General features: G+C 35.9%; 24 protein-coding genes. 5 read left to right on the top strand and 19 right to left on the bottom strand.

The genetic code is table 11. The annotated features are described in order from the left end of the window. Window positions 1-108: 108 nt before the first annotated feature. Window positions 109-960 carry a formate/nitrite transporter family protein gene (locus tag ABH960_RS13425; RefSeq protein ID WP_002011581.1) on the top strand — a complete coding sequence of 284 codons (852 nt, stop codon included), beginning with the start codon at window positions 109-111 and terminating at the stop codon, window positions 958-960. Window positions 961-987: 27 nt separating this feature from the next. On the opposite strand, the gene ABH960_RS13430 is transcribed toward ABH960_RS13425, so the two are convergent. The 9 genes from ABH960_RS13430 to ABH960_RS13470 all read right to left on the bottom strand — a co-directional run bounded on the left by ABH960_RS13430 (window position 988) and on the right by ABH960_RS13470 (window position 9,147). Continuing rightward, window positions 988-1,299, bottom strand: coding sequence for a cyclic-phosphate processing receiver domain-containing protein (locus ABH960_RS13430; RefSeq protein ID WP_016101507.1), 312 nt, complete (start codon window positions 1,297-1,299; stop codon window positions 988-990). Window positions 1,300-1,313: 14 nt separating this feature from the next. Then, a complete protein-coding gene (locus tag ABH960_RS13435; protein WP_242309976.1) occupies window positions 1,314-2,036 on the bottom strand; it encodes a prepilin peptidase in 723 nt (240 codons plus the stop codon). 112 nt (window positions 2,037-2,148) lie between these two features. Further along, window positions 2,149-2,859: a LutC/YkgG family protein gene (locus ABH960_RS13440; RefSeq protein ID WP_404445707.1), complete on the bottom strand. Its 711-nt coding sequence runs from the start codon at window positions 2,857-2,859 to the stop codon at window positions 2,149-2,151. Continuing rightward, a complete protein-coding gene (locus tag ABH960_RS13445) occupies window positions 2,859-4,280 on the bottom strand; it encodes a LutB/LldF family L-lactate oxidation iron-sulfur protein (RefSeq protein ID WP_002011586.1) in 1,422 nt (473 codons plus the stop codon). Before ABH960_RS13445 ends, ABH960_RS13440 begins: the two co-directional genes overlap by 1 nt. Before the next feature lie 16 nt (window positions 4,281-4,296). After that, window positions 4,297-5,016, bottom strand: a complete 720-nt coding sequence (locus ABH960_RS13450) for a (Fe-S)-binding protein (protein ID WP_060751334.1) — start codon at window positions 5,014-5,016, stop codon at window positions 4,297-4,299. A 168-nt stretch (window positions 5,017-5,184) separates the two neighbouring features. After that, window positions 5,185-5,874 (bottom strand): FadR/GntR family transcriptional regulator, encoded by a 690-nt coding sequence (locus tag ABH960_RS13455; protein WP_404445982.1) that lies wholly within the window; start codon window positions 5,872-5,874, stop codon window positions 5,185-5,187. A gap of 229 nt (window positions 5,875-6,103) precedes the next feature. Continuing rightward, window positions 6,104-7,504, bottom strand: a complete 1,401-nt coding sequence (locus ABH960_RS13460) for a sensor histidine kinase (RefSeq protein WP_078421964.1) — start codon at window positions 7,502-7,504, stop codon at window positions 6,104-6,106. A gap of 3 nt (window positions 7,505-7,507) precedes the next feature. Beyond that, window positions 7,508-8,179, bottom strand: a complete 672-nt coding sequence (locus tag ABH960_RS13465; protein ID WP_002126137.1) for a response regulator transcription factor — start codon at window positions 8,177-8,179, stop codon at window positions 7,508-7,510. Next, on the bottom strand, window positions 8,176-9,147 hold the full coding sequence (locus ABH960_RS13470; RefSeq protein ID WP_404445712.1) for a YncE family protein: 972 nt from the start codon (window positions 9,145-9,147) through the stop codon (window positions 8,176-8,178). The genes ABH960_RS13465 and ABH960_RS13470 overlap by 4 nt, the downstream gene beginning before the upstream one ends. Before the next feature lie 136 nt (window positions 9,148-9,283). Here ABH960_RS13470 and ABH960_RS13475 point away from each other — a divergent pair, with 136 nt between their 5' ends. The 4 genes from ABH960_RS13475 to ABH960_RS13490 all read left to right on the top strand — a co-directional run bounded on the left by ABH960_RS13475 (window position 9,284) and on the right by ABH960_RS13490 (window position 14,460). Then, a complete protein-coding gene (locus tag ABH960_RS13475; protein ID WP_404445715.1) occupies window positions 9,284-10,399 on the top strand; it encodes a CdaR family transcriptional regulator in 1,116 nt (371 codons plus the stop codon). Between the two features lie 117 nt (window positions 10,400-10,516). After that, entirely contained in the window at window positions 10,517-11,929 is a 1,413-nt protein-coding gene (glcD, locus tag ABH960_RS13480) for a glycolate oxidase subunit GlcD (RefSeq protein ID WP_404445718.1), read from the top strand. Beyond that, window positions 11,926-13,254 carry a (Fe-S)-binding protein gene (locus tag ABH960_RS13485; RefSeq protein ID WP_404445721.1) on the top strand — a complete coding sequence of 443 codons (1,329 nt, stop codon included), beginning with the start codon at window positions 11,926-11,928 and terminating at the stop codon, window positions 13,252-13,254. The genes glcD and ABH960_RS13485 overlap by 4 nt, the downstream gene beginning before the upstream one ends. A 465-nt stretch (window positions 13,255-13,719) precedes the next feature. Beyond that, window positions 13,720-14,460, top strand: coding sequence for a CAP domain-containing protein (locus ABH960_RS13490; protein WP_404445724.1), 741 nt, complete (start codon window positions 13,720-13,722; stop codon window positions 14,458-14,460). Window positions 14,461-14,495: 35 nt separating this feature from the next. Here the strand turns inward: ABH960_RS13490 and ABH960_RS13495 are convergent, their stop codons facing one another. The 10 genes from ABH960_RS13495 to ABH960_RS13540 all read right to left on the bottom strand — a co-directional run bounded on the left by ABH960_RS13495 (window position 14,496) and on the right by ABH960_RS13540 (window position 25,070). Next, the gene (locus tag ABH960_RS13495) at window positions 14,496-15,101 is read right to left on the bottom strand and encodes a DUF1648 domain-containing protein (protein ID WP_404445727.1); all 606 of its coding nucleotides are present in this window, start codon (window positions 15,099-15,101) and stop codon (window positions 14,496-14,498) included. 91 nt (window positions 15,102-15,192) lie between these two features. Further along, the gene (locus ABH960_RS13500; RefSeq protein WP_404445730.1) at window positions 15,193-16,116 is read right to left on the bottom strand and encodes an RluA family pseudouridine synthase; all 924 of its coding nucleotides are present in this window, start codon (window positions 16,114-16,116) and stop codon (window positions 15,193-15,195) included. Window positions 16,117-16,216: 100 nt separating this feature from the next. Then, window positions 16,217-16,633, bottom strand: coding sequence for a histidinol dehydrogenase (locus tag ABH960_RS13505; RefSeq protein ID WP_404445733.1), 417 nt, complete (start codon window positions 16,631-16,633; stop codon window positions 16,217-16,219). 98 nt (window positions 16,634-16,731) lie between these two features. Continuing rightward, window positions 16,732-18,924 (bottom strand): MMPL family transporter, encoded by a 2,193-nt coding sequence (locus tag ABH960_RS13510; RefSeq protein WP_404445736.1) that lies wholly within the window; start codon window positions 18,922-18,924, stop codon window positions 16,732-16,734. 110 nt (window positions 18,925-19,034) lie between these two features. After that, window positions 19,035-19,682, bottom strand: a complete 648-nt coding sequence (locus ABH960_RS13515) for a phosphatase PAP2 family protein (RefSeq protein WP_113937746.1) — start codon at window positions 19,680-19,682, stop codon at window positions 19,035-19,037. A gap of 60 nt (window positions 19,683-19,742) precedes the next feature. Beyond that, window positions 19,743-20,792 (bottom strand): spermidine/putrescine ABC transporter substrate-binding protein PotD, encoded by a 1,050-nt coding sequence (gene potD / locus ABH960_RS13520; RefSeq protein WP_016093032.1) that lies wholly within the window; start codon window positions 20,790-20,792, stop codon window positions 19,743-19,745. 38 nt (window positions 20,793-20,830) lie between these two features. Continuing rightward, window positions 20,831-21,631 (bottom strand): spermidine/putrescine ABC transporter permease PotC, encoded by an 801-nt coding sequence (potC, locus tag ABH960_RS13525; RefSeq protein WP_002135065.1) that lies wholly within the window; start codon window positions 21,629-21,631, stop codon window positions 20,831-20,833. A gap of 6 nt (window positions 21,632-21,637) precedes the next feature. Continuing rightward, window positions 21,638-22,486: a spermidine/putrescine ABC transporter permease PotB gene (gene potB / locus ABH960_RS13530; protein WP_002126118.1), complete on the bottom strand. Its 849-nt coding sequence runs from the start codon at window positions 22,484-22,486 to the stop codon at window positions 21,638-21,640. Beyond that, window positions 22,483-23,466: a spermidine/putrescine ABC transporter ATP-binding protein PotA gene (gene potA / locus ABH960_RS13535; protein WP_113937745.1), complete on the bottom strand. Its 984-nt coding sequence runs from the start codon at window positions 23,464-23,466 to the stop codon at window positions 22,483-22,485. Before potA ends, potB begins: the two co-directional genes overlap by 4 nt. 236 nt (window positions 23,467-23,702) lie before the next feature. Then, window positions 23,703-25,070: an aldehyde dehydrogenase gene (locus ABH960_RS13540; protein WP_107886983.1), complete on the bottom strand. Its 1,368-nt coding sequence runs from the start codon at window positions 25,068-25,070 to the stop codon at window positions 23,703-23,705. Window positions 25,071-25,078: the final 8 nt, after the last annotated feature.

The following is a 25,078-nucleotide window of genomic DNA, read 5'->3' on the forward strand; positions in this document are numbered from 1 at the left end:
TCCTTTTTGTGAAACATTGCACAAACTTATTGAAACTATGAACAAATCCATGTACCTTATTCATATAAGGAGTATTTATAGACGATGTATTAAAGGAGCGTATTACTCATGCTAGAACAAGGATTAGATTACGTTGTAAAACTGGCTAAGAGCAAAAAACAAATGCTAGATATAAATCCAATGCAATATTTCATTCGTGCTGCACTTGCGGGCATTTATATCGGTTTTATTATTGTACTATGTTTTAAATTAGGTAACTTTTTTCATATTGCAGATTCACCAGCAACATATTTAGCTTCCTCCATGTTTTTCGGAATTGCTCTCGTACTTATTATATATGGCGGCGCTGAATTATTTACTGGCAATACGATGTACTTCACAGTGGCAACTTTAAGAAAAGAAACAACGATTTCTGATACACTTCGCAACTGGGTTGCTTGTTATGCAGGTAACTTAGCTGGCGCTTTATTCTTTGCCTTACTATTTTACGCAACTGGAATTTTCGAAGCAATTGATCACAGTCATTTAATGAATAAAGTTGTTGAAGGAAAGATGAATACACCTACAATGCAATTATTCTTTAAAGCGATTTTATGTAACTGGCTCGTATGTCTTGCCTGCTTCTTACCTTCTCAAGTGAAAGGTGACACAGCCAAAATATTAATGATGATGATGCTCGTTTTCACTTTCTTTTTATCTGGTTATGAGCATAGCATTGCTAACTTATCACTGTTTGCTTTATCTTTAGTATCACCACATCCTGAGACAATTTCTTTTGCGGGCGCTATTCATAACTTAATTCCAGTTACAATCGGTAACATTATTGGCGGATCCGTATTTGTCGGTATGGTATATCATTACTTAACAAAGAAAGCACCTGTTGTTGAACAAGAGAAAACTCAATTAGTTGGAGCTCAAACAGAGGAAATTATTCCTTTACAAGCACATATGAAACATTAAAAACTCCAAAGTTTCACTTTGGAGTTTTTAGCTCCCTACATATTTCAAGGCAATATAAGGATTAATTCCCCCGTTTTCCTTCCCTCTCTCTATGCTCTTTTTCATCTGATGCATACCGATGACATCATTTGTATGAAGGTGAATTTCATTAACATATAAACCTTCGTTGCAGAAAGCTTCTACGAAATCTAACCCACTTTTTTGTCGCCATCCCATATTATAATCAAGGGAAATAATATTCACCTCATTGTCCCTAACAATTTGCAAGGCAGATTCTACTGTAGTTGCCAAAACATATCCGTATGGGCAACTTCTTTGATCATCCATATATACATTCATTTTCTATCTCCTCTCTATTTTGCATATGTGACCAACACATAACATATTGCTCCAAGGCTAATAAAAGGTCCAAACGGAATTGGAGTTCTTATTTTTATACGCTTTAGCGCTATACCTATTCCGAAAAAACAAAGACTAAAGCAAGATGCTAAAAATAAAGTTATAAAAACCCCTTTCACTCCGACTATACATCCGAGTAACGAAAGTAATTTTACATCACCTCCGCCAAGACCATCTGGATAAATCTTTTGCATGCAATATAACAAAATGAATATAGTTCCACTGCCAGCTAAACTATCTATCCAAGTAACTAACGGTACAAAAATACATTCTAAAATAAGCAAAAGCGCAAACCAAATTAAAATACGATTAGGTATTAGCATATATACTAAATCTGTAACTGAAATAATTAGAAGTAACGAAAAAAGCGATAAAATGATGATGAGCTCTCGTTCCATTCCAATTACATATACAGTAAGAAAAAATAAACTGCCTGTAACAAATTCAAATACTATGTACAAACTTGAGATTTTCCTTTTACAATTCGTACAACGCCCTTTTTGTATACAAAATGAAATGATTGGAATAAGTTCTTTCGGCTGTAACGTATACTTGCAGTAATGACAGTACGAACGCGGTGTAATAATAGATTCCCCTACTGGGACTCTCATCGCAATCACCATAAAAAAAGAACCAAACACCATACCTATTAACAATGCATATAAATAAGTGAACATCCCTTCCTCTCCTTTCCAAAAGAACATAACAAAAAAAGGAGAGAACTTCTACTTCATATTATCTTTATTCTATTAAAAAAGCAGGCCGTTTTCCGGCCTGCTTTCCCCTATTTTATACGATGAAATATACGGCTTTTAATGGCCCGTGTACTCCGACAACAAGATTCATTTCAATATCCGCAGAGTTACTTGGTCCTGTAATAAAGTTAATACAAGATGCGACTGCTTCACCTTTTTCCACACGTGAGTTCATATGTTGAACTGCTTGTGTAATACGCGGTACAAGTGTTTCACGTGGAATAATAGCAAAGTATACAGTCGGTAAAAAGTGTAAAGAACGCCCTTGTCCTTTATAACTTTGTACAACAATCGTACCAGATTCAGCTAAAGTATAATCACTAAATGCAATACCGATGTTCGCTTTTTCCGCTATACGCATATTCTCTTCTTTTTTCTCAGGATCCCATACATTTACCTCAACATTTTGCTTTGGAAGCTCTTCTTTAAATAAAGAAGTCAATCCATAGGAATCAAAACGTTCATCTGCTGATAATATAATAGGTCCTCCGCCGTTTTCAACGATTACTTTTTGAATATCTTCACGTAAGCGGTCGTTTGTCGTTTCCACAACAGTTGTATGAATGTTTGTACATTGCTTTTTAAATACTTCTAACAATTCTTCTTGTGAATAATCTTTTAACGTTTCTACATTCACATTACTTTTCCATGCTGGACGTTCTACGCCTTCTGTTTTACGCGCGCGCCCAAGTTCTTTTGCGATATTATCTAGAAAGGACTCACGGTTTTGAATTAATCCTGTCATTATTTGTCCCCGCCTTTCTTATGATCTTTATACCAATCACGGAATCGTTCTTTACTTGGAGCTGGGAATTCACGAATATCCGTCCAGTTTTTAAGTGGTCCAACACCTTTTGATACACGGTTACCAGATGTAAATGGACTCATTGCTGCCGGTGCCATTTTCGATCCCATTTTATATAAAGCTGCTGAAGAAGCACCCATACTAAACATTTTCATTGCTAATTTTTCTGCAAGTGGGGCACGACCTTCTTGCTCAACGATGACTTGACGATGTTTTAATAATAAATCATGTAATGGAATTTTTACTGGACAAGCTTCTGTACATGCTCCGCATAAACTAGATGCATAAGGAAGCTCTTTGTAATCGTCATACCCACCTAAAAGTGGTGTTAATACCGCACCGATTGGTCCTGAATAAATAGATCCATACGAATGTCCACCAACGTGACGATATACGGGACATACGTTAACACAAGCGGCACAACGAATACATTGCAATATTGAACGGAATTCCGATCCAAGAATTTGAGAGCGGCCATTATCAACAACGACTAAATGAAACTCTTCTGGTCCATCTACCTCTTCCTCTTGAATTGGTCCTGCTACTGTTACATAACTTGTTAATTTTTGACCTACCGCACTACGACATAGTAAACCAACTAAAACATCTAATTCTTCCATTGTCGGAACCATACGTTCCATACCCATTACTGCAATTTGTGTTTTCGGAATCGACATGACAAGATCGGCATTACCTTCGTTCGTCACTAAACAAAGAGAGCCAGTATTTGCAACAGCGAAGTTACAACCTGTCACACCAATTTCTGCATCCATAAATTTCTCACGAAGTTGTTTACGAACAAACTTTGTCATTTCGTATGGATCATCAGAATTTTCATATCCAAGTTTTTCTTTAAATACATCACGAATTTGCGTTCTGTTTTTATGAAGTGCAGGCGCAATAATATGTGATGGTGGATCGTTATCTACTTGCAAGATATACTCTCCTAAGTCACTCTCTAACACTTCACAACCAATCTCTTCAAGGGCATGATTCATACTAATTTCTTCAGTTACCATTGATTTTGATTTTACAACTTTCTTCGCTTGTTTCTTTTTTGCAACGTCTTGAATATACTTTGCTGCATCCTCTTTCGTTTTCGCAAAGTAAACGTGACCGCCTCTTTTTGATACATTTTCACTTAACTGCATTAAATAATAATCAAGATTTTCTAACGTATGTTGACGAATTTGTTCACCTAGTTCACGCCACTCTTCCCAGTTTCCCAACTCGTCAGCTGCTTTTAATCGATTTGTATATAAACGCGTTTGTGCAGAAGATACCGCTCCGCGCATAAACGAATCTTGAATTCCATCGCCAACGCGATCATTAAATTTTTTCTCACTGATTTTCATAGACATAGCTTATGTTCCCCCTTCATGAGCGACTATTCAAGACCTCAGCAATATGCATTACTTTTACTTCTTTTCCTAAACGCTCAATACGTCCGCCAATGTTTAACAAACACCCACAATCTGCACCGATTAAATAATCAGCACCTGTTTCCATTACACTATCTACTTTTTCATCTACCATTTGCTCAGAAATTGGAGTCATCTTAACTGAAAACGTTCCCCCAAACCCACAACAATTTTGCACGTTCGGCAGTTCTCTCACAATTAATCCTTTTACGCTTGATAATAAAATTCCTGGTGCCTCTTTTACTCCAAGCAGGCGTGTCATATGACAAGATTTATGAATAGTAGCTATCCCTGGTAAACTTGCACCAACATCTGTAACTTTTAAAACATCTACAATAAATTGTGTAAATTCATATGTTTTATCAGCAACCTTTTGTGCACGTTCAGCCCACTTCGGATCATCTTTAAAAACATGCGGATACTCATGAAACATTGTCGCACAAGATCCAGATGGCGTAACGATATATTCTGCATCTTCGAAAGTTTCAATCATATGTTTCATCGCTTCTTTTGCTGCTTCTACATGGCCGCTATTATAAGCAGGCTGACCACAACAAACTTGTGCTTCTGGAAATTCAATTTCACAACCTAAACGCTCCAATACTTCAACTGTTGCTTTACCGACGTTTGTTTCAAACATATCGACTAAACAAGTAACAAATAAAGTAACTTTCATAACTATAATTCCCCCTCATTACAACTCCGCCAAAAATCATATGGTCATCAGATGACTAAGATTAGAAGAAGTAGGCTCAACCATGGCCTATCCTCTCCCCCTTCTAAAGAAAACGCTTACTTAATCTCTCTCTATTTTATCAGAAAATTAGATTTTTAAAAGATTAAATTACGAATTTATATCGCTTTTACCTGTGACAATATGTTCTACATTTGTTAAATGATCTAGCATCGCTTGCTGCGCTAATTCCACATCTTGCTTTAACACCGCATCATATATAGATTGATGCTCTTCTAAAAGTCGTTCTGATGTTGTTTGTTCACCATATAAAATAATGCGTCTTGATTCACCAATCGTTTCAGCAATCATCTCTGAAACATGATTCATGAGCTCAAGCAAGATGTTATTATGCGAAGATTCTGCAATTCCCATATGAAAATGAAAGTCTGCTTTTTCACCAGCCTTCTCATCTCCAATGCTCTTTGCCATTTCATCTAACCACTGCTTCATATTTTGCAAATTAGCTCCCGTACGTTTTGCCGCTGCCGCTCGAACTGCCCCCACTTCGAGCACCTTCCGTACTTCTAATAAATTCAAAATATCCTCTTTCTTCATTAATAACTTGTTATTTAGTGATTTTGTTAATGAAGAAGGATCGAAATTCCTTACATATGTACCTTCTCCTTGTTTCATTTCAATTAAGCCCATTGCTCTTAGCGCACTTAGCGCTTCACGAACAGCAGATCTGCCAACTTGAAACTGCTCAGCTAATTGATGAACAGGAAGTAGTTTGTCACCAGGTTTTAACGTACCATTTTTAATCATTGTTAAAATAGCTTCAGATACTTCTTCGTAAATTTTTTTCGGTTTAATAGATTTGTACTCCAGTTAAATCACCTCAGTATCTTCCAAACAACAATTGTAACGTTTTATAAGAACTTAGCATCCATAACTATTTTAGAACGAATTAGTAAGAAGTACAAATGTTTTGTTCATAAAATAGTCAAATTTTTGATATTTGTTTGATATTAATTAATACATTTACGCGTAACTATTTACCTTCAATATGAAGAGCATATTCCAAAAGTTAGAATATGCTCTCCTCATCTTGTGCTTTTAATTTAATACTAACTGTCGTGCCCTTACCTTTTTCACTTTCTATTCTCCACTCACCGTCATGTATATGAACAATTTGCCTTACAATTGCAAGACCTAAACCTGTTCCACCGTGTTGACGACTTCTCGCTTTATCTACTCGGTAAAAGCGTTCCCCCAGATTTTCTAAATGCTCTCTATCAATACCTATTCCTGTATCTTTTATGTGCAATTCACAATAATCATCGATTTGCTTTAATGTTATTATGATATCCCCGTTTTGATTTGTATAACGTATCGCATTATCTAACACATTATGAAGTACTTGTTGCATACGATCCTCATCAATCATTACGATAATTTCAGGATTTAAATTCGTTGAAATACGAAGGGTTTTTTCTACAAACTGTAACTCGTACGTATTTAGTACATCTTCAATAAGCTGTGAAAAAACGATAGGTTGTTTCTTTAGGGGAAAGTGTTCACCTTCTAGCTGCGCTAGATCTAATAAATCATGAACGAGGCGCTGCATGCGACCTGCTTCTTTATGAATAAGTTGCGTTACTTTTTCCTGCTGCGGCCCCTTCGCTACACCGTCTAAAATAGCTTCACTATATCCTTTAATATAACTAAGCGGTGTTCTAAGTTCATGCGAAACATTAGCTAAAAATTCCTTACGCTTTACATCTTCTGTTTCTAAGGAATTTGCCATTTTATTAAAGGCTTTTCCCAATCGTCCAATTTCATCTTCTGAAGAAATTGTAATCCGCTCTGAGAAATCTCCAGTAGCCAAATGATTTGCAACTCGTTCCATTTGCGAAAGCGGTCTCGTAATGGCGATAATAATTTTTCTACCAATCCATATTGTAATTAAAATCATTGCAAGTGCTAACGGCGCTAAAATAAGACCCATATCAAATATTAAGTCTTTTATACTTTTTAAAGGAATATAAGAGTATACAATACCAACTAATTTTTTATTATCTAAAACAGGGATGACAACACCCATAATATTACGATCAAAATGTTCTTCATACCCTATCTTTGTCACAGTTTTCCCATCTAATAGTGCCTGTCTATCCCCTTCACTTATAAGAGAATGATGGTGAACATCAAAAGGCAAACATGCGCTTAAATCACGCGGATTGTATACGAAAAGGACATCTGAACTAGATATTTGATCATATGCCCTTACTTTCTCTTCAAAAGTGGATACTCCTTCACGTTTATCATATTGCGTGGCAAGACGTTTCCCTTCCATTACTAATGAATCTTTTAAATTATCAACGTATAACTTTTCATATGAGTATAAAGATACAAAATAAAGAAAGGAAACTGTTACACATACTGCACATACTACTGTAAGCCAAAGCTTTTGTACCATCGTAAACATACGTTACACCTCAAATTTATAACCTACACCCCAAACGGTTTGAATGTAGTTTCCACTTTCTCCTAGCTTTAGACGCATCGTTTTCACATGCGTATCTACCGTTCTTGTACTTCCTGCATAATCATATCCCCACACCTTTTCAAGCAATTGTTCCCGGCTAAATACTTGTCCATTATGTTGGCAAAGAAAATATAGTAAATCGAACTCTTTTACCGTAAGAGGAATCGTCTCACCATTCGTCTCGACCCTCCTACTTTTTTCATTAATAAGAATCGGTCCAAATTGAATCTCTTCTTGCTGTTCTTGCTTTGTATATCGTCTTAAAACAGCTTCCATACGAGCAATTAGTTCCCCGGGACTAAATGGCTTTACAATATAATCATCTGCTCCCATACGTAAGCCGTTCACCCTATTCCACTCTTCACCTTTTGCTGTTAAAAATATAATAGGTACATCCGACGTTTTTCGAATCTCTTTACAAACTGAAAGCCCATCCATCTCAGGCATCATAATATCTAGTACAACGAAATCGTAATGATCCGTCTCTAATTTTCGAAGTGCCTCTTTTCCATTTTCAGCTTCTCCCCACTCGTATCCGAAGTTATCTAAGTACATTCCGACAAGTTGCCTCATATCACTTTCATCATCTACGACTAGCACGTTATATTTACTCATTGTCCTTCCCCTTCTCTCTCTATGAGTTGAAACGGTCCTTTTCCGACTTTAATTGTTTGTTTTATTTTCATATTCTTCATATCCATTACGCATACTTCATCGCTATCATAACTAGCTACATATCCTTCTGCCCCGCTTTTCAAAAATGCAAATGGATTAGATCCTACTTCTGCAAACCCTACCTCTTGATACGTACTTGCATCAAACTTTCTAAGCGTATTTGAACCGTGACTTAGCGCATATACAAACTTATCATCCTTTGTTATATTCACAGGCATAAACGGAGCATGTAAAGAACGCATCATCTCTCCGCTTTGTAAAGAATACACTAATACTTTCTCATTCACTTGACTTCCATCACCATGTCCACCAATCCATATTTCTTTCCCATCAGCGCTAACCGTTGCTCCTGTTGATGCTGGTGGAATCATAAAGGACTGTATCACTTCTTTTTTCTTTGTATCAATGGTCGTTAGTTTCGTATCATAAAAGTTGAGTACTGATAACTGGTTATGATGCTCTACCATCGTTATCGGCCCTTTTCCTGTTGAAACACTCCCTGTCTCTTTTCCTTTTATCGTAAAGAACCTTACCTTTTGTTCATTTTGATCGGCAGCAAATAATTGTTTTCCATCATCTGATGCGATAACATTAGCAATTCCTTTTCCAGTCTTATATTTGTCCACTTGTCTTCCTTCTGCTAGTGAATATACATACATATATTCTAATTGCTTACCATAAACAAGTATTTCTTCGCCATTTGGAAGTAGCGTAACCCCCGCAATCGGCTCATTTAATTCCCATGTTGTTAATAGCTTCTTTGTTTTTTTATCAATAAAACTAATACTACCTTCCTTTATATTCGTTGTTATAATAACACTTTTATCTTTAGCAATCGGTGTATACGAACTTCCTTGACACCCTACTAATAGAAATAAAAAACAGAGAAGAAAAACATACTTTCTCAAAAGATTCCCTCCATCTTCAGATGATTTCGTTATAATTGTAAAATAACAAATAAATGTGTGGAAAATGTGAAATCTTCCTTTATTAATAAACTTACATATATAATGTACAACAAATAGAATTTGAGGTGTGTAAATTATGCTTTTTCCTGATTTAGCGAATAAAATTGTACGTGAAGTACGCAGATTAATTACTGAAAACATTATTATTATTAATATACAAGGCATTATTATCGCAAGTACAGATGCGGAAAGAATCGGTCAATTTCATGAAGGTGCACTCCGCTGTGCGAAACAAAAGAAAACTGTCATTATTACAAAAGATGATGAACGACGACTGCAAGGTGTAAAAGCTGGTATGAATCTTCCTTTACTATTCCATGACGAAGTAATCGGCGTGATTGGAATTACAGGAGAACCTGAAAATATTTCACAATACGGAGAAATATTACGTAAGATGACCGAATTATTAATTCATGAAAACTACTTTTTAGAACAACTAGAACTTGAGCACCGTTCTTATGAAGCATTTGTCTTTGATTGGCTTCAAAATACAGACTGGTCTCCAAGTTTTCTCGATCGTGCAAAAACGCTTGGCATTGATTTATATAAGAAGAAACAACTTATTTTATTATCAATCGCCCAAGATAATACGATGCTCCAGCGTAAAATTTGGCAACATATGCGCAACATTTTAGCAAAAGAAAATTTATTTGTTCGCTGGGGAAATGATCGGTTTATTTTGTTTACAACAATCCAATCCAAAGAGCAAACCTTTCAATTTTTAAAACGGTTAAAGCAAGACTGTGAAACTTTATTTTCTATTACTTTATATATCGGGATTGGACAAACAGTTACGCCAAGCAATATGAACTTATCGTACGAACAAGCATTACGCGCCCTTTCAGTATCACTTGAAACGAAAAAAATTGTATTTAATGAAGATTTACGTTTAGAAATGTGCTTACAAGATATTTCTACTGAAACTCGAGAACAGTTTCTAGAGCGTACCATTGAAAACTTAGTATCATCTCCTGAGCTTATGCACACTTTACGTTTATTTATCGATTATAACCAATCTTATAAGCAGACAGCTGAGCAATTACATATACACATTAACACATTGCATTACAGGCTAAAAAAGATTGAAGAGCATACAGGACTTGACCCGAAACAATTCAAAGATTTAAATGTTTTATACTTCGCACTCCTCTTATTAGATAATCATACAAAAAATAATGATAAAATAGATTAATCTTTAGATGATTGTACATAGAAAGAATCCCCCAACTTTTTTATCATTATAACGAAAGCACTGTTACAACGTTTTTTATTATGACGAAATACGTTAACAGTTTGAGGGGGATTTCCAATGTTAGAAAAGCAAATTATTGATTCATTCGTATCTATTGTTGGCGAAGATAATGTAGATACATCCAATATGGGGCGTTTAACTTATAGTTATGATGCCACTCCAAACTTCCAAGCGATGCCTGATGCAGTCATTGCTCCTCGTAATACAAATGAAGTAGCTGAAGTGTTAAAAGTATGTAACGCTCACAAAATCCCTGTGTATGTTCGTGGTTCTGGAACAAACCTTTGTGCAGGAACTTGTCCACTAGAAGGCGGTATCGTCCTTATTTTCCGCCATATGAACAATATTTTAGAAATTGATGAAGAGAATTTAACAATTACCGTACAAGCTGGTGTCATTACACTTGATATTATTAAAGCAGTAGAAGAAAAAGGTTTATTTTATCCACCAGATCCAAGCTCTATGAAAATTTCTACAATCGGCGGTAACATTAATGAAAACTCCGGCGGATTACGTGGTTTAAAATATGGCGTAACACGTGATTATGTAATGGGGCTTAAAATTGTTTTACCGAACGGCGATATCATTCGCACTGGCGGTAAATTAGCAAAAGATGTAGCTGGTTATGATTTAACTCGTTTATTTATTGGTTCTGAAGGAACACTTGGTGTTGTTACAGAAGCTATATTAAAACTTGTCCCTATGCCTGAAACGAAGAAAACGATGCTTGCGCTATATGAAGATATTAACGAAGCTGCTCGAGCTGTTTCTGCTATTATTGCAAATAAAATCATTCCTGCGACACTTGAGTTTTTAGATCAACCGACAATTGAAGTTGTAGAAGAGTTTGCACAAATCGGTTTACCAACTGATGTCAAAGCAATTTTATTAATTGAACAAGATGGCCCGCCCGAGGTTGTCAATCGAGATATTGAAAAAATGGCTAACGTTTGCCGTGCTATGAATGCGGTCGATGTTCGCATTGCAAAAGATGAAGCCGAAGCAGATGCGCTTCGTACAGCACGCCGTAGTGCACTATCAGCACTTGCAAGACTAAAACCGACAACAATATTAGAAGATGCAACTGTACCACGTTCACAAATCGCTCCAATGGTTGAAGCAATTAATGCAATTGCAAAGAAATATAATATTCCTATTTGTACTTTTGGTCATGCTGGTGATGGCAATTTGCATCCAACTTGTATGACAGATGCCCGTAATGAAGAAGAAATGCATCGTGCCGAACAAGCTTTTGCTGAAATATTTGCGAAAGCGATTGAGCTTGGTGGTACGATTACTGGTGAACATGGTGTTGGCGCAATGAAAGCTCCGTATTTAGAAATGAAATTAGGTAAAGAAGGTATTGCTGCTATGCAAGGGATTAAACAAGCCTTCGACCCAAACAACATTATGAATCCTGGAAAGATGTTCGCGAAAGACTCTCGTAAAAGAGTGGTGGTTGAGCGATGACCACATTAAATAAAGAAAACATTCAAAAGGAATTTAAAGAACGATTAAGTGAAGATGAACTACTAAACTGTATGCGATGCGGCTTTTGTTTACCAACTTGCCCTACTTACATTCAATCTGGGTATAAAGAATCACATTCCCCACGCGGACGTATCGCCTTAATGAAAGCCGTCGCTGATGGTTTAATTGAGCCGGATGAAGATGTTGAAGATACATTAAATGTTTGCCTTGGCTGCCGCGCTTGTGAACCTGTTTGTCCATCTGGTGTGAATTATGGACATTTATTAGAAGAAGCTCGTGATATTATTAATCAAAATAAAAAGTTCTCCATGCCCGTGAGAGCTGTTCGTAAAGTTGTTTTTGAAGGACTATTCCCGCATCAAAACCGAATGCGAACATTAACAGGACTAATCGGATTTTACCAGCGTTCTGGTTTACAAACGCTAACACATAAAACAGGTATTATGAAGTTATTCCCTGAAACACTTGCAACGATGGACCTCGTTTTGCCAAAAGTCCCTAAAATGAAAGCAATGAAAGATCGTCCTGAATTTTTACCTGCTGAGGTGGCAAAGAAGAAACAAGTTGCATTCTTCACAGGCTGTTTAATGGATACGATGTTTTTAGAAACAAATAACGCAACGATGAAACTTCTTCAGTTAGCTGGTTGTGATATCGTTATTCCGAAATCACAAAGTTGCTGCGGGGCATTACACGGACATGCTGGTGAAAAAAGTGGAGCAAAAGAATTAGCGAAGCGAAATATAGAAGCATTCGAAGATTTAAACATCGACTATATTATTACGAATGCAGGTGGTTGCGGAGCTTACCTCGTAGATTATGATTATTTACTAAAGGATGATCCAGAGTGGGCAGAACGCGCAAAGCAGTTTGTTTCTAAAATTAAAGATATTACTGCTATATTAGTAGAACTAGATTTCCATAAACGTAATGACTTACGACTCACGCCGCAAATCATTACGTATCAAGACTCTTGTCATTTACGCAATGTTATGCGAACATCTTCTGAACCTCGTATGTTACTAGAGGCCATCAAAGGTGCAATCTATCGTGAAATGAAAGATGCAGACCGCTGCTGTGGTTCTGCTGGTATTTATAATATTGTTCATTCAGAGTTATCAATGGAGTTTCTAGATTACAAAATGGACCGTGTGCATGAAACAGATGCAGCGACAATTGTTACTGCAAATCCTGGATGTCTATTACAAATGAAACTAGGTATTGAACGAGAAGATCTTTCTCATAAAATGAGAGGAATTCACATTGTAGATCTATTATTAGAAGCAATTGAAACCAACTCGTAATAACTCGTAACATACGTAATAATAGGAAAACGGCTATCTCCTTCGTCTATGTAAAGAGATAGCCGCTTTTTTGTCTGCTACAACATTAAAAATATGTTACTTTATTATAAAAAAGAACAACAGAAACATTACAGTTTTGTAAAAATACATCCAGTATATTCCTCAAAAAAATGCTAAAATCATTGATGCAATAGGATTCTTCATTTTTAATATAGGTACATTTATCCAAAAACCCCCTCTTAAAATCAAGTATAAAAATGCTAAAAATTCCTTTTATACTCTATGTTTCTCTTATTTCATCCCTTTCCTCCTCTTAGGATAAATTAGGAATATTTTACGTCTATGAATTTTTTTCCATCTTTTTTCTCGCAAATTGTATGCTACGATGAATTGGTCAGTCAGACAGGCTGTCAAAAACAAATCGTGTGAAAACAAATTAAAACTTTATATAGGGGGACACACATCATGAAAAAGCGTGTTTTATTATCTGTAGCTGCTGCAACAGCTCTTACTTTAGGAGTATCTTCTTTAGATGCACAAGCTGCAACAGTACAACCATCTAACATAAAGGTTCAAAATATTCAGCATTCAAAAATGATGATGAAGCAAATGAGCCAACAAGAATTACAAGCATTCTTACAATCTATGGGAGTTGAATCATTAGCACAATGGAATCAAGGTCAATTCCAACAAGATTGCTTCATTCCTGGTCAACAGCCTACTGAAAATGTTGTTACTGAACAACCAACAGCTAAGCCAGAAGCTCAAAAGCCTGCTGAGGAAACTCAAAAACCAGCTGAACAAAAGCCTGCTGAAGAAGCAAAATCTTTAAGCGAATTCGAACAACGTGTTGTTGAATTAACAAACGCAGAGCGTACAAAACAAGGCTTATCAGCATTACAAATCGATACTGAATTAAGCAAAGTAGCACGCATTAAGTCTGAAGATATGCAAAAAAACAACTACTTTGATCATAACAGCCCTACATACGGGTCTCCGTTTGACATGATGAAGAAATTTGGTATTTCTTATAAATCTGCAGGTGAAAACATCGCCCAAGGTCAACGTACACCAGAAGAAGTTGTACAAGCTTGGATGAACAGTGCTGGACACCGTGCAAACATCTTAAATAGTGGCTTCACTCATATCGGTGTTGGCTATGTAGAAAGCGGAAACTACTGGACACAACAATTTATTACGAAATAAATAGAAAAAGAGTCTTCTCCTAGAAGACTCTTTTTTTATGTTTCATAGCTTTCTAATATGTATGCGTATAAAATATAGAACATAAATAAAATAGCCCCGCAAATTATTACACTAATTAACAAGTAAAATCCCCACTTCAGGCTCAAAAGCAAAGAAAATAATATGCTACATGCCATCACTTGAAAGATTCGCCTACTAACTAAACGGATTTTTTGTAATTTGATCGGTTCTTTCTCTCTATCCTTCACCTTTTTAAACACTTTACTAAACATAAAAAGAAACATACTAATTCCTATCGTTAGTCCTGTCTGAAAGGATATAATACTTCCCAAATTAATAAAGAGAATTAGTATATGGACAAACATCATAAATAAAGTAATACTCTTTATAAATCCATTTATAATGAAGTACTCCCCTTCATTAAACTTATATATATTATGTAAAATAACATATACTAATCCATGTAAAATAATAATAAGGACAGGGATAAATAATACGACAACTTGTTTACTCATAAACTCGTTAGCTCCACCATTCTCGTTCCAATGCACTGCCATACGAGTTGGTAAATATGGATAAATACATAGAGTAAGTGAAAGACAAGCGAAAAATGTCCCTAGCATATATTTATATTTGATCAAGTAATTCTCACCTCTCTTTTCTCTTAACGGCTTCGCCTCTTTTAGAGAAATCCCTGCAAAAATCTACCTTTTTCAACTTTAAATTTACACTTTACCCATTTTCTCTTTCAAATTTTTTCATTGTATCGTTTAAATTTGTAGGGAAAGGTACGTCAACAACGATCTCTTCTTTCGTAATCGGATGCAAAAAATTAATCTTCATCGCATGTAACGCTTGCCCGGACATATATGTTGTTTGCCCACCATATAATACATCCCCAACTAATGGATTTCCATTATAGCTCATATGAACGCGAATTTGATGCGTTCTACCGGTTTCTAACTGTAACGTTACGAGCGTCGCATTTTGTTTTTTAAAATATTTCTCTACTTTATAATACGTTATAGCTTGGTCTGCCTTTGGAGAAACACGACGCCTTGTAGCATGATGTCGATCTCTTCCGATAGCTGCATCAATTGTCCCCTGCTTCTTTTTTACTTTTCCTTCAACAAGTGCCATATACGTTCTTTTGATTTTCCGTTCCATTAATAAACGATCCATAATTGCACCCGCAATTCTATGTTTTGCGAATACAACACCACCTGTCGTATCTTTATCTAATCTATGGATATGCCGAACCTTCGTCTCTAAACCTTGCATTTGAAAATGAAAAGCAACAAGATTGGCAAGTGTTCCCGTCCCATTTTTTTCAGAAGGATGTGTATCCATTTGCCCCTGCTTATTTACAATGAGTACGTGATCGTCTTCAAACACTACATTTAATTCACCATATTCCGGCTCTACGCCGTACTCCTCCTCCATAAACATATGAACTTGTAACTTATCTCCTTCTTTTAAAAGTTCATTCCATCTCCTTTGTTCTCCGTTAACCGTAACACCTTTTTCCATACGAAGTTGATGTAATAACTTTTTTGGTACTTCCCATTCCATTTTTAACAACGACTCAATACTTATACCATTCCACGTCGCTGGAACCGTAATTTCGCACCATTCGCCCTTTTTCTTTGTTTCCATACTATAATCACCTTATTTCTATTGATTCTCTCATTGTAACGGAAAACATACTTTGATGCACCGTCAAAAATAGAGGACAGTCTTATAATCGACTGTCCCCTCACGCTCTAAACCTTTTCATCTCCTGCAACACTTCTTCAGCTTTTTGTTCATACAACAAATCTTTAAAGAAATCCGCCAATCGTTTATAGTCGTTGTACGTATCTAATAAGTCGTCTATTTTCTCTCCTTTCATAACTTGCTGCTTTTGCTTCATTTTTACTGGATAACGATACCCCGATACTTCTTGTATTTTATAATACTCATCCTCTACTTGAATAACTTTTACAATTTCCTCTTCTTCCGCATCCATCGTATACCCGTCAAATTCTCTAAGTAGTTCATAAATAATATGAGTCCATTCATCTTTTGGGTAAAACCCTTTTTCTAACCGATAACCGACAATGCGATACATATGCCCATCGTTTTCAGCAAACTGTACTGTATCATTTAGCTTAAACTTAAAATAACGAAACATTGCCTTCACCTACTTGTATGTAATCTTCTTATCACATACTATGCGCAAAATATAGGCCCTGCTATTCATAAAACAAACTCATCTTATAGATGAGTTTGTTATGATGATTTTTCTCTTTTCTTTCGAAATGGTAGCCACCAGTTCCAATCCCCAAACAATTTCATTAAACTTGGTACGAGCATAAGACGGATAATTGTTGCATCAAGAAATATTGCTAATGCAACCCCAAGCCCCATCTGCTTTACTGGTAAAATATCAGTAAAGGCGAACGCACCGGTAACAACAATCATAATTAAAGCAGCTGACGTAATGATTCTACTTGTCGATACAAGTCCTTCTAACGTTGCTTGATCGTTATCTCCTGTTTCTTCATAGAGCTCATGAATACGTGAAATAAGAAATACTTCATAATCCATGCTAAGCCCAAATACGAGGCCGAAAATAAAGATTGGTAATACAAATAAAACTGAACTCTCTTCTAATCCGAAATGGCCACCTTCAAATAACCAAATAACAATTCCAATTGTTGCACTTAAACTAAGTACGTTCATAATAATAGCTTTAATTGGAATGAGTATAGAGCGGAATGCGAATAATAAAATGACAAAGGTTGATCCAAATATAACAGACATACCAATTGCAACTTTATCTTTAATTTCATCTTCTAACTCTTGCTGGAACGTTGTCATACCGCCCAAATAATAAGTAACATCATTTTCTTTATAATTCTTTTTGAAATCACGAACCCATTGTTTTGCAGTTTCTGTACTTGGCTTCGTATCCAAAAAGACTTCCATTGTTGTTTTATTTCCTTTCGTATACGCTTCAAATACAGGAGCTATTTTCGCAGCTTCTGGCGACTGCAATATTCCAGCAACTTGATCTGCTTTCATTCCATTTAGCCCGTCATATACACTTTTTACCTTATATACTTGCTTATCATCTTTTAACTTTTGAACAACAGCCTCTATCTTTTGTAAACTTTCTTTTTCTGTTATGTTTTTCTTCGTCTCTACTACTAATGTAACATCAGCGTGTGTTTGGACAGTTTTATTAAAGGCTTCTTCATACTTCTCAAATGCAACTCTCGTATCACTCTTTTCAGGTAACGCTTCAACACCAGGAAACTGCAAGTTAGCTGTACGTAGCGGTAATAAACAAATAACAATAAATGTTGTAACAACAATAATCATGACGATTGGATGTTTCATTACAAACTGTGCAAATTTACGCCATACATTTGATGGGGTAGGCGCCGCCTGATTCTTTTTTAATATCCTTTTACCAATTAAAGATAATAACGCTGGAAGAAGTGTGAGCGAAAACAAAATGCTCATAATAACGACAATCATCCCGCTAATAGCAACAGACTGAATATAATCTATCTTAAAGAAAAATAAGCCTGATAAACCGACGAATACACATAACCCTGAAAATACGATAGCACGCCCTGCCGTTTGATACGTAATCGCTATCGCTTCTTTCACTGTTCTCTTCGCAACTTCCTCTCGGAAACGATTTACAAATAACAGTGCGAAATCAATTGATAATGCGAGCCCAATCATCGGCGCAACATTTAACACGAAAATAGATAGCTCTTTATCACTACCTATAAAATATAAAATCCCCATCGTACTAATTACACTAAGCGCGCCATTTACAATCGGTAAAATAGACGCAATCAGACTACCAAATGAGAATAATAGTACGAGAAAAGCAATAGGTAATCCAATCATCTCTGCTACTTTTAAATCATTTTGCGTTCTTTCATTAATCTCTTGATTAATTTTCGGATATCCTGTCGGTGTTACTTTTAATACGCTATTACTTTCCTTCTCGATTTTTCCGGCAAATTGTAATGTCTTTTCCATTCGTTCTTTATTTGTTTTCCCGGAAAATAAAATCGTCGCATAACCGATATCATCTTGTAGCATCACTTTATTTTCTATCGGATGATGGAAAGACTCATACGTTTCTTTCTCTTGAATATGTTTTATAATTCCCTCTATACCTTTTTGAAACTCCTCATGTGTAGCATTCTTGTTCTTCTCAAAAATGAGTAAAAGTGTATCCTGAGACTGCTTAAAATCTTTATCTAAAATTCCCTTCGTCTTTTGATAATCCCCTTCTGTTTGGAAACCATCACCGCCCAATACTCCCGGAAGTTTTGGAGCAAAAATACCGAGCACTATCGCAAGTAGTAGTAATGCTACAATTACTGTATAACGAAATTGATACAAAAAAGTTCCTAACTTCCCCCACTTATCAATTTTATGTACATTTGTCTTCACACATTTTCACCTACTTTATATAATTCACTTGTCATTTATACTGTATCACATCTCCCCGTAAACAAAAAACGTCTAGAAAAACTATAATACTAGTTTTTCTAGACGTTTTTCTATCTCTCGTTATTAAGTCCCAATCTCTCGGTAAGTAAACGATGACAATAAATTGCTATAATTAACAAAATACCACTTGCGCAGTAACCAGCTAAAATATCAGTCGGATAATGAACATTTAAAATAACTCTACTTAATCCAATCAATATAATTAATATTCCCATCAAAATCGTAATACCATATTTCCCAGCTACACTCTTCAAATTGGCAGCAATGATATAGGCAAGAAAACCAAATGTCATAATAGATAGCATTGCATGTCCACTTGGGAAGCTATATCCAAGTGCATCAAGTGCCTCGTTTAATGATGGACGGTCTCTTTTTACAATTTCTTTTATCCCTTTATTAACAAGATGTGTCGTTAATATAGCCATTGGATACACGATCATAGCAGCATAATAACGTTTTTTCCAAAAAACGAGCAAACTTATAATTAGTGTCGTTATAACTCCAATTGCAGATCCTAACTTTGTAAAATATGTGAAGAATGTAATTGAGCTTTCTGTTTGTAATCCTTTTACCATCTCTCGGGCATATGTATCCACTGCTGTAACTCCGCTTGCTTGTACTCTCCAAGCGATAATGCCGAATAAAGCAAGTAATAAAATCATACACATGAACTCATATCGATGTAACTTTTTCTTCAAACAATTTCCTCCTACTTATGAAAAAATGCGATTTCTACTTTAGAAACCGCATTTTCTTACTTATTTACCTTTTGTTTTCAGCTCTGTCCAGTAACGATCGTAATCTTTTAACTTATCGTCTACATCAACAAGCCATTCTGTACGATCTAATTCTTCTTTCGTTAAGAAAATCATGTGGTTTTCACGATATTCTTTACTATGAAGAGGACGAGCTTTTTCATTTGGATTACTGTAACCAATTGACTCATAGTTTTTCACACTTACTTTTTCATCTAATAAGTAATTCATAAACTTCTCTGCAAGTTCTTTATGTTTCGCACCTTTTGGAATCGCTAACGTGTCAGCCCAAATTGTGCCGCCTTCTTTTGGTACAACGTATCCTACATCTTTGTTATCTTTCGCGATAAATGCTGCGTCTCCAGACCATACAGTCCCGATCCACGCATCTTCTGTAATGAATTTTTGTTTAATATTATCTGTATCAAATGCTAATAAGTTTGGAAGTAGCTTCTGTAAATCATTAGACGCTGTCTTTAACTGTGCATCCTCTTTTGTACTATTAGAGAAACCATTTTTCTTAAGTCCCATTCCTAATACTTCACGAGAATCATTTAATAAAGTAACATGTCCTTTATATTTATCGTTCCATAAATCATTCCAGCTTGTAGGTGCTTCTTTCACATACTTTTTATTGTATGCAATGCCTGTTACACCCCAAGTATATACTAGAGAATACTTATTCTCTGGATCAAACGCAGGTGTTTTAAAGTTAGAAACAAGGTTCTCGATATTCGGGATGTTCTTCTTATCTAAAGGCGCTAATAAGTCCATCTTCGCCATCGTTTTCACCATATAATCAGATGGCTGAATTAAATCATATGTCGCGCCACCAGCTTGTAATTTCGCAAGCATTTCTTCATTACTTGCATATTTATCATAGTTAATTTTCACGTTATATTTCTTTTCAAAATCTTTTAAAACTTGCTCATCAAAATTGTCAGCCCAGCTATAAATGTTTAATTCTTCTTTTTTCTCACCACAACCAGCAAGTACACCTGCAGCAAGACTGAAGCTAATTGCTATACCAGCTAATCTCTTCACTAATTTCATCGGTTTATTACCTCCTCGTTCTTTCTATATCATTCGTATTATAAAGGAAGGTGTCCTCCAGAGTTTTCTTCACCGTCTGCACCTTTATTACGGAAGATTTCCGATAGCACCATTAATCCTACAATTACAACAATTAATATTGTAGAAAGAGCATTAATTTCAGGTGATACTCCGCGCTTAACCATACTATAAATGTATAATGGCAATGTTGTTGATCCTGGTCCTGATACGAAGAAACTAATTACAAAATCATCAATCGATAATGTGAATGTTAATAATGCGGCTGAAATAACTCCTGGTGCAATTGCTGGAAACGTTACATAACGAAACGTTTGCCACGGCGTCGCTCCTAAATCGTTTGCAGCCTCTTCTAAATCACGTCCCATACCAGAAAGACGTGCCGCTAAAATAACAACAACAAATGAAATACTGAATGTAATGTGTGCAATAATAATTGTTGTTTTTCCAAGTTCTATACCTAATTGACTAAATAGGATAAGTAAAGATAATCCCATTAAAATATCAGGAATTAAAATTGGTAAATATACAAGACCGTTAATGGCCCCTTCAAAACGATATTTGTAACGGTGTATTGCAATAGCAAAAATCACACCAAGAACTGTCGTCACAATTGTCGTTATAAGAGCAATCGTAATACTATTTACAAACGCATCAATAACATCTTGTTTTTGAAATAAATCTGTATACCAATGGAGTGTAAAGCCCTCCCATTCCGCATTAATGCGAGAATCATTGAAGGAATATACCATTAAAACCATCATTGGAAAATACAAAAACAATAAGATTAACCAAGAATAAGAAACTAAAAACTTCTTCATTTTTGCCTATTCCCCTCCGTTTCCATCATATTTATATACTTTCGTTGCACGATAATATAAGTAAATTAACAGAACAGAGAATAGAACAACAATCATAGATAACGCGGAACCAAACGGCCAGTCACGTGAACCTAAGAATTGGTTTTGAATTACGTTTCCGATTAATGCTACTTTCGATCCACCCATAACGTCTGATACAACAAACATTCCGATAGACGAAACGAATACTAAAATAGAACCCGTAGTAATCCCTGACATCGTCATCGGTACTGTTACATTCCAAAATGCCTTTACTGGTGTTGCTCCTAAATCATAAGCTGCCTCTAGCTTACGCTTATCAAGCTGCTCAATTGCTGCATACACTGGTAAAATCATAAATGGTAATAAAGAATATACCATTCCGAGTATTACAGAAGGTGTATTGTATAACAGATTTAAAGGTTCACTAATAATACCTAGTTTCAATAGCAATGTGTTTACAAGTCCTTGTGAACGTAAAATAACAATCCATGCGTATGAACGAACAAGAAAGTTAATCCAGAACGGAATCGTTGCCAATAATAGAAGGATAGAACGATATTTACGATCAACAATTGTAATTGTATAGGCGAATGGATAACCGATTAATAAACATAGTACTGTCGTAATAACAGCTATCTTCACTGTTTCCCATAATGTCCCCATATATAATGGATCAAACACACGTGCTATGTTATCTAATGTAAATTTCATTTCCACTGTCCCGTATGCTCCGCGCTGCATGAAGGCAAATGCTAATACGAACAGAAGTGGAATTAGGAAGAAGAGTAACAGCCATACGACTGTAGGTAATGCGAGTAATTTCCCTTTCTTCAATTTAAGGTCACCTCGTCCTCTTGCTCCCAGCCTACATATACATTATCTCCAATGCTCCACTGCGTTGCTTCTTCAGCAGTTTGGTATGCCATTAGTAATTCCGCTGTTTTCTCCTCACGTACATATAGCTTTTCCATATTTCCAACAAATTCAATATCTTCAATATGTCCAAGATGGTATTCTTTTAAAATTGGCTCTTCAACCGAGCGAACTTTTACATGTTCAGGGCGAACTGCTACGTAGTTTTCCCCATTTTTCACGATATTATTTTCACCGATGAACGTCGCAACAAACAATGTTTTCGGCTTATTGTAAATTTCTTTAGGCGTGCCGACTTGTTCGATATGCCCTTTATTCATAACGACAATACGATCACTCATACTCATCGCTTCTTCTTGATCGTGCGTTACATATATGAATGTAATTCCTAAATTACGTTGTAAGTTTTTCAATTCACGTTGCAAATCTTTTCTTAACTTAAAGTCAAGCGCTCCAAGTGGCTCATCTAATAGTAATACACGTGGGTTGTTTACAATTGCTCTTGCAATTGCTACACGCTGCTGCTGTCCACCAGAAAGCTTCGAAGGTTTACGATTACGGAACTCAAGTAACTGCGTTAAACGCATTGCCTCTTCCGCACGTTCTTTCTGTTCTGCTGCTGATACTTTTTGCATTTTCATACCGAAACAAATATTTTTTTCAACATTCATATGTGGGAATAGTGCGTAATGTTGGAACACTAAATTCATATGACGCTTGTATGGCGGCAAATCGTTAATCTTTTCATCATCTAATAAAAGATTCCCTTTAGTTGGGGTTTCAAATCCTGCGATCATACGAAGTAAAGTCGTTTTCCCGCAACCACTCGGTCCTAAGATTGTTAAAAATTCTCCTTCTTTAATATCTAAAGAAAGAGGGGGGATAATCACTTGATTTCCAAAATGTTTTTCTACTGCTTCAACTTTAATAATCTTTTTCATTTTCCCGTCCTATCTACCTTAAATTTTAATTTTTATATTCATGAATAAATATTTATGTTCTATAGACTATTTTTTGTTTCGATCCAAACAAAAATGGTTGTTTAGCAGCGTTCTCTTCTATTCTTTATGTAGTATGTTTGATTCATTTTCGCATGATACATATGTCGAACAGAAAAACCCCTTCAGTTGCGAAGGGGTTTTTATCATACGGCTACGCCTACTGATAAACACCATCATCATTTTAACAACTTTCGTATGAATTTTAAAGCACTTTTTGTAGAAGAGTAACGAATTTTCATGTCGAATGCTGTAGATTGGGACAAAATGCTTTTATAATGGGAAAAAGTCCGAAAACTTTGTTCACCATGATAGCTGCCTAATCCACTACTTCCAACGCCCCCAAAAGGTAAATATGGCGTTGCAAGATGATATACGACATCATTTATACATCCTCCGCCATATGAAATATTACTCGTCACTTTCTCTTGCACTTTTCTATCTTCAGAAAATACATATAGTGCTAACGGCTTTGGATGGTGCTGAATCGTTTCAATTACCTCTTCTATTTTGTCATATTCTATAATTGGTAAAATCGGCCCAAAAATTTCATCTTCCATAACAGCACTTTGCCATGTAACATTCGTTAACACTGTCGGCTCGATGTGTAATGTTTCTTTCGTATAATTCCCGCCAATCACAGGTTTACCATCTTGCAAAAATGTACATAAGCGTTCAAAATGACGCTCACTCACAATTCGTACATAATTGTCATTTTGCAAAGCATCTTTTCCATATTGCTCTGCGATTTCATGTCTTAATGCCTCGATTAACTGCTCTTTCACTGAAGAATGAACGTACATATAATCAGGCGCTACACACGTCTGCCCAGCATTCAAAAACTTGCCCCAAACGATACGTCTTGCGGTTACATCTAGCTTTGCATCTTTATGTACAATACATGGGCTTTTCCCGCCAAGCTCTAACGTAAGAGGCGTTAATTTTTTCGCCGCTGCTTCCATAACAACTTTTCCGACACCAACACTACCTGTAAAGAAAATATAGTCAAACGATTCCTTTAAAAGTGCAGTGCTTTCCTGAGCACCGCCTTCTACTACCGATACAAGCTCTTCTGGGAATAATTCACCTAACATTCTCGTAAGCACTTTTGAAACGTTTGGCGTTAACTCTGACGGCTTTAAAACGACTGTATTGCCAGCTGCCAATGCTCCTACGAGTGGTGCAATTGCTAATTGAAACGGATAGTTCCACGGTGCGATAATAAGCGTCACACCATACGGTTCTGGCACCACTTTCCCCTTCGATCCAAAATGAGTAAGAGCTGTGCGAACACGCTTTGGTTTACTCCAAGATGAAATATGCTTCATTTGAAAAGAAATCTCTTTTAGTACATATCCAATTTCTGTTGTAAATGATTCGTGAACTGATTTATTCAAATCTAATTTCAACGCTTGAAAAATCTCACCTTCAAAACGCTGAATTCCATCATAAAGCTTTTTTAAATTATTTTTTCTTGTTTCTATACTTCTCGTATATCCATTATAAAAATATTGCTTTTGTTTATTTACAATAGAAGAAATGCTCATCTATTCAC

Origin of the sequence: Bacillus sp. RC252 (assembly GCF_044909215.1) — a bacterium.
GTDB lineage: Bacteria > Bacillota > Bacilli > Bacillales > Bacillaceae_G > Bacillus_A > Bacillus_A mycoides.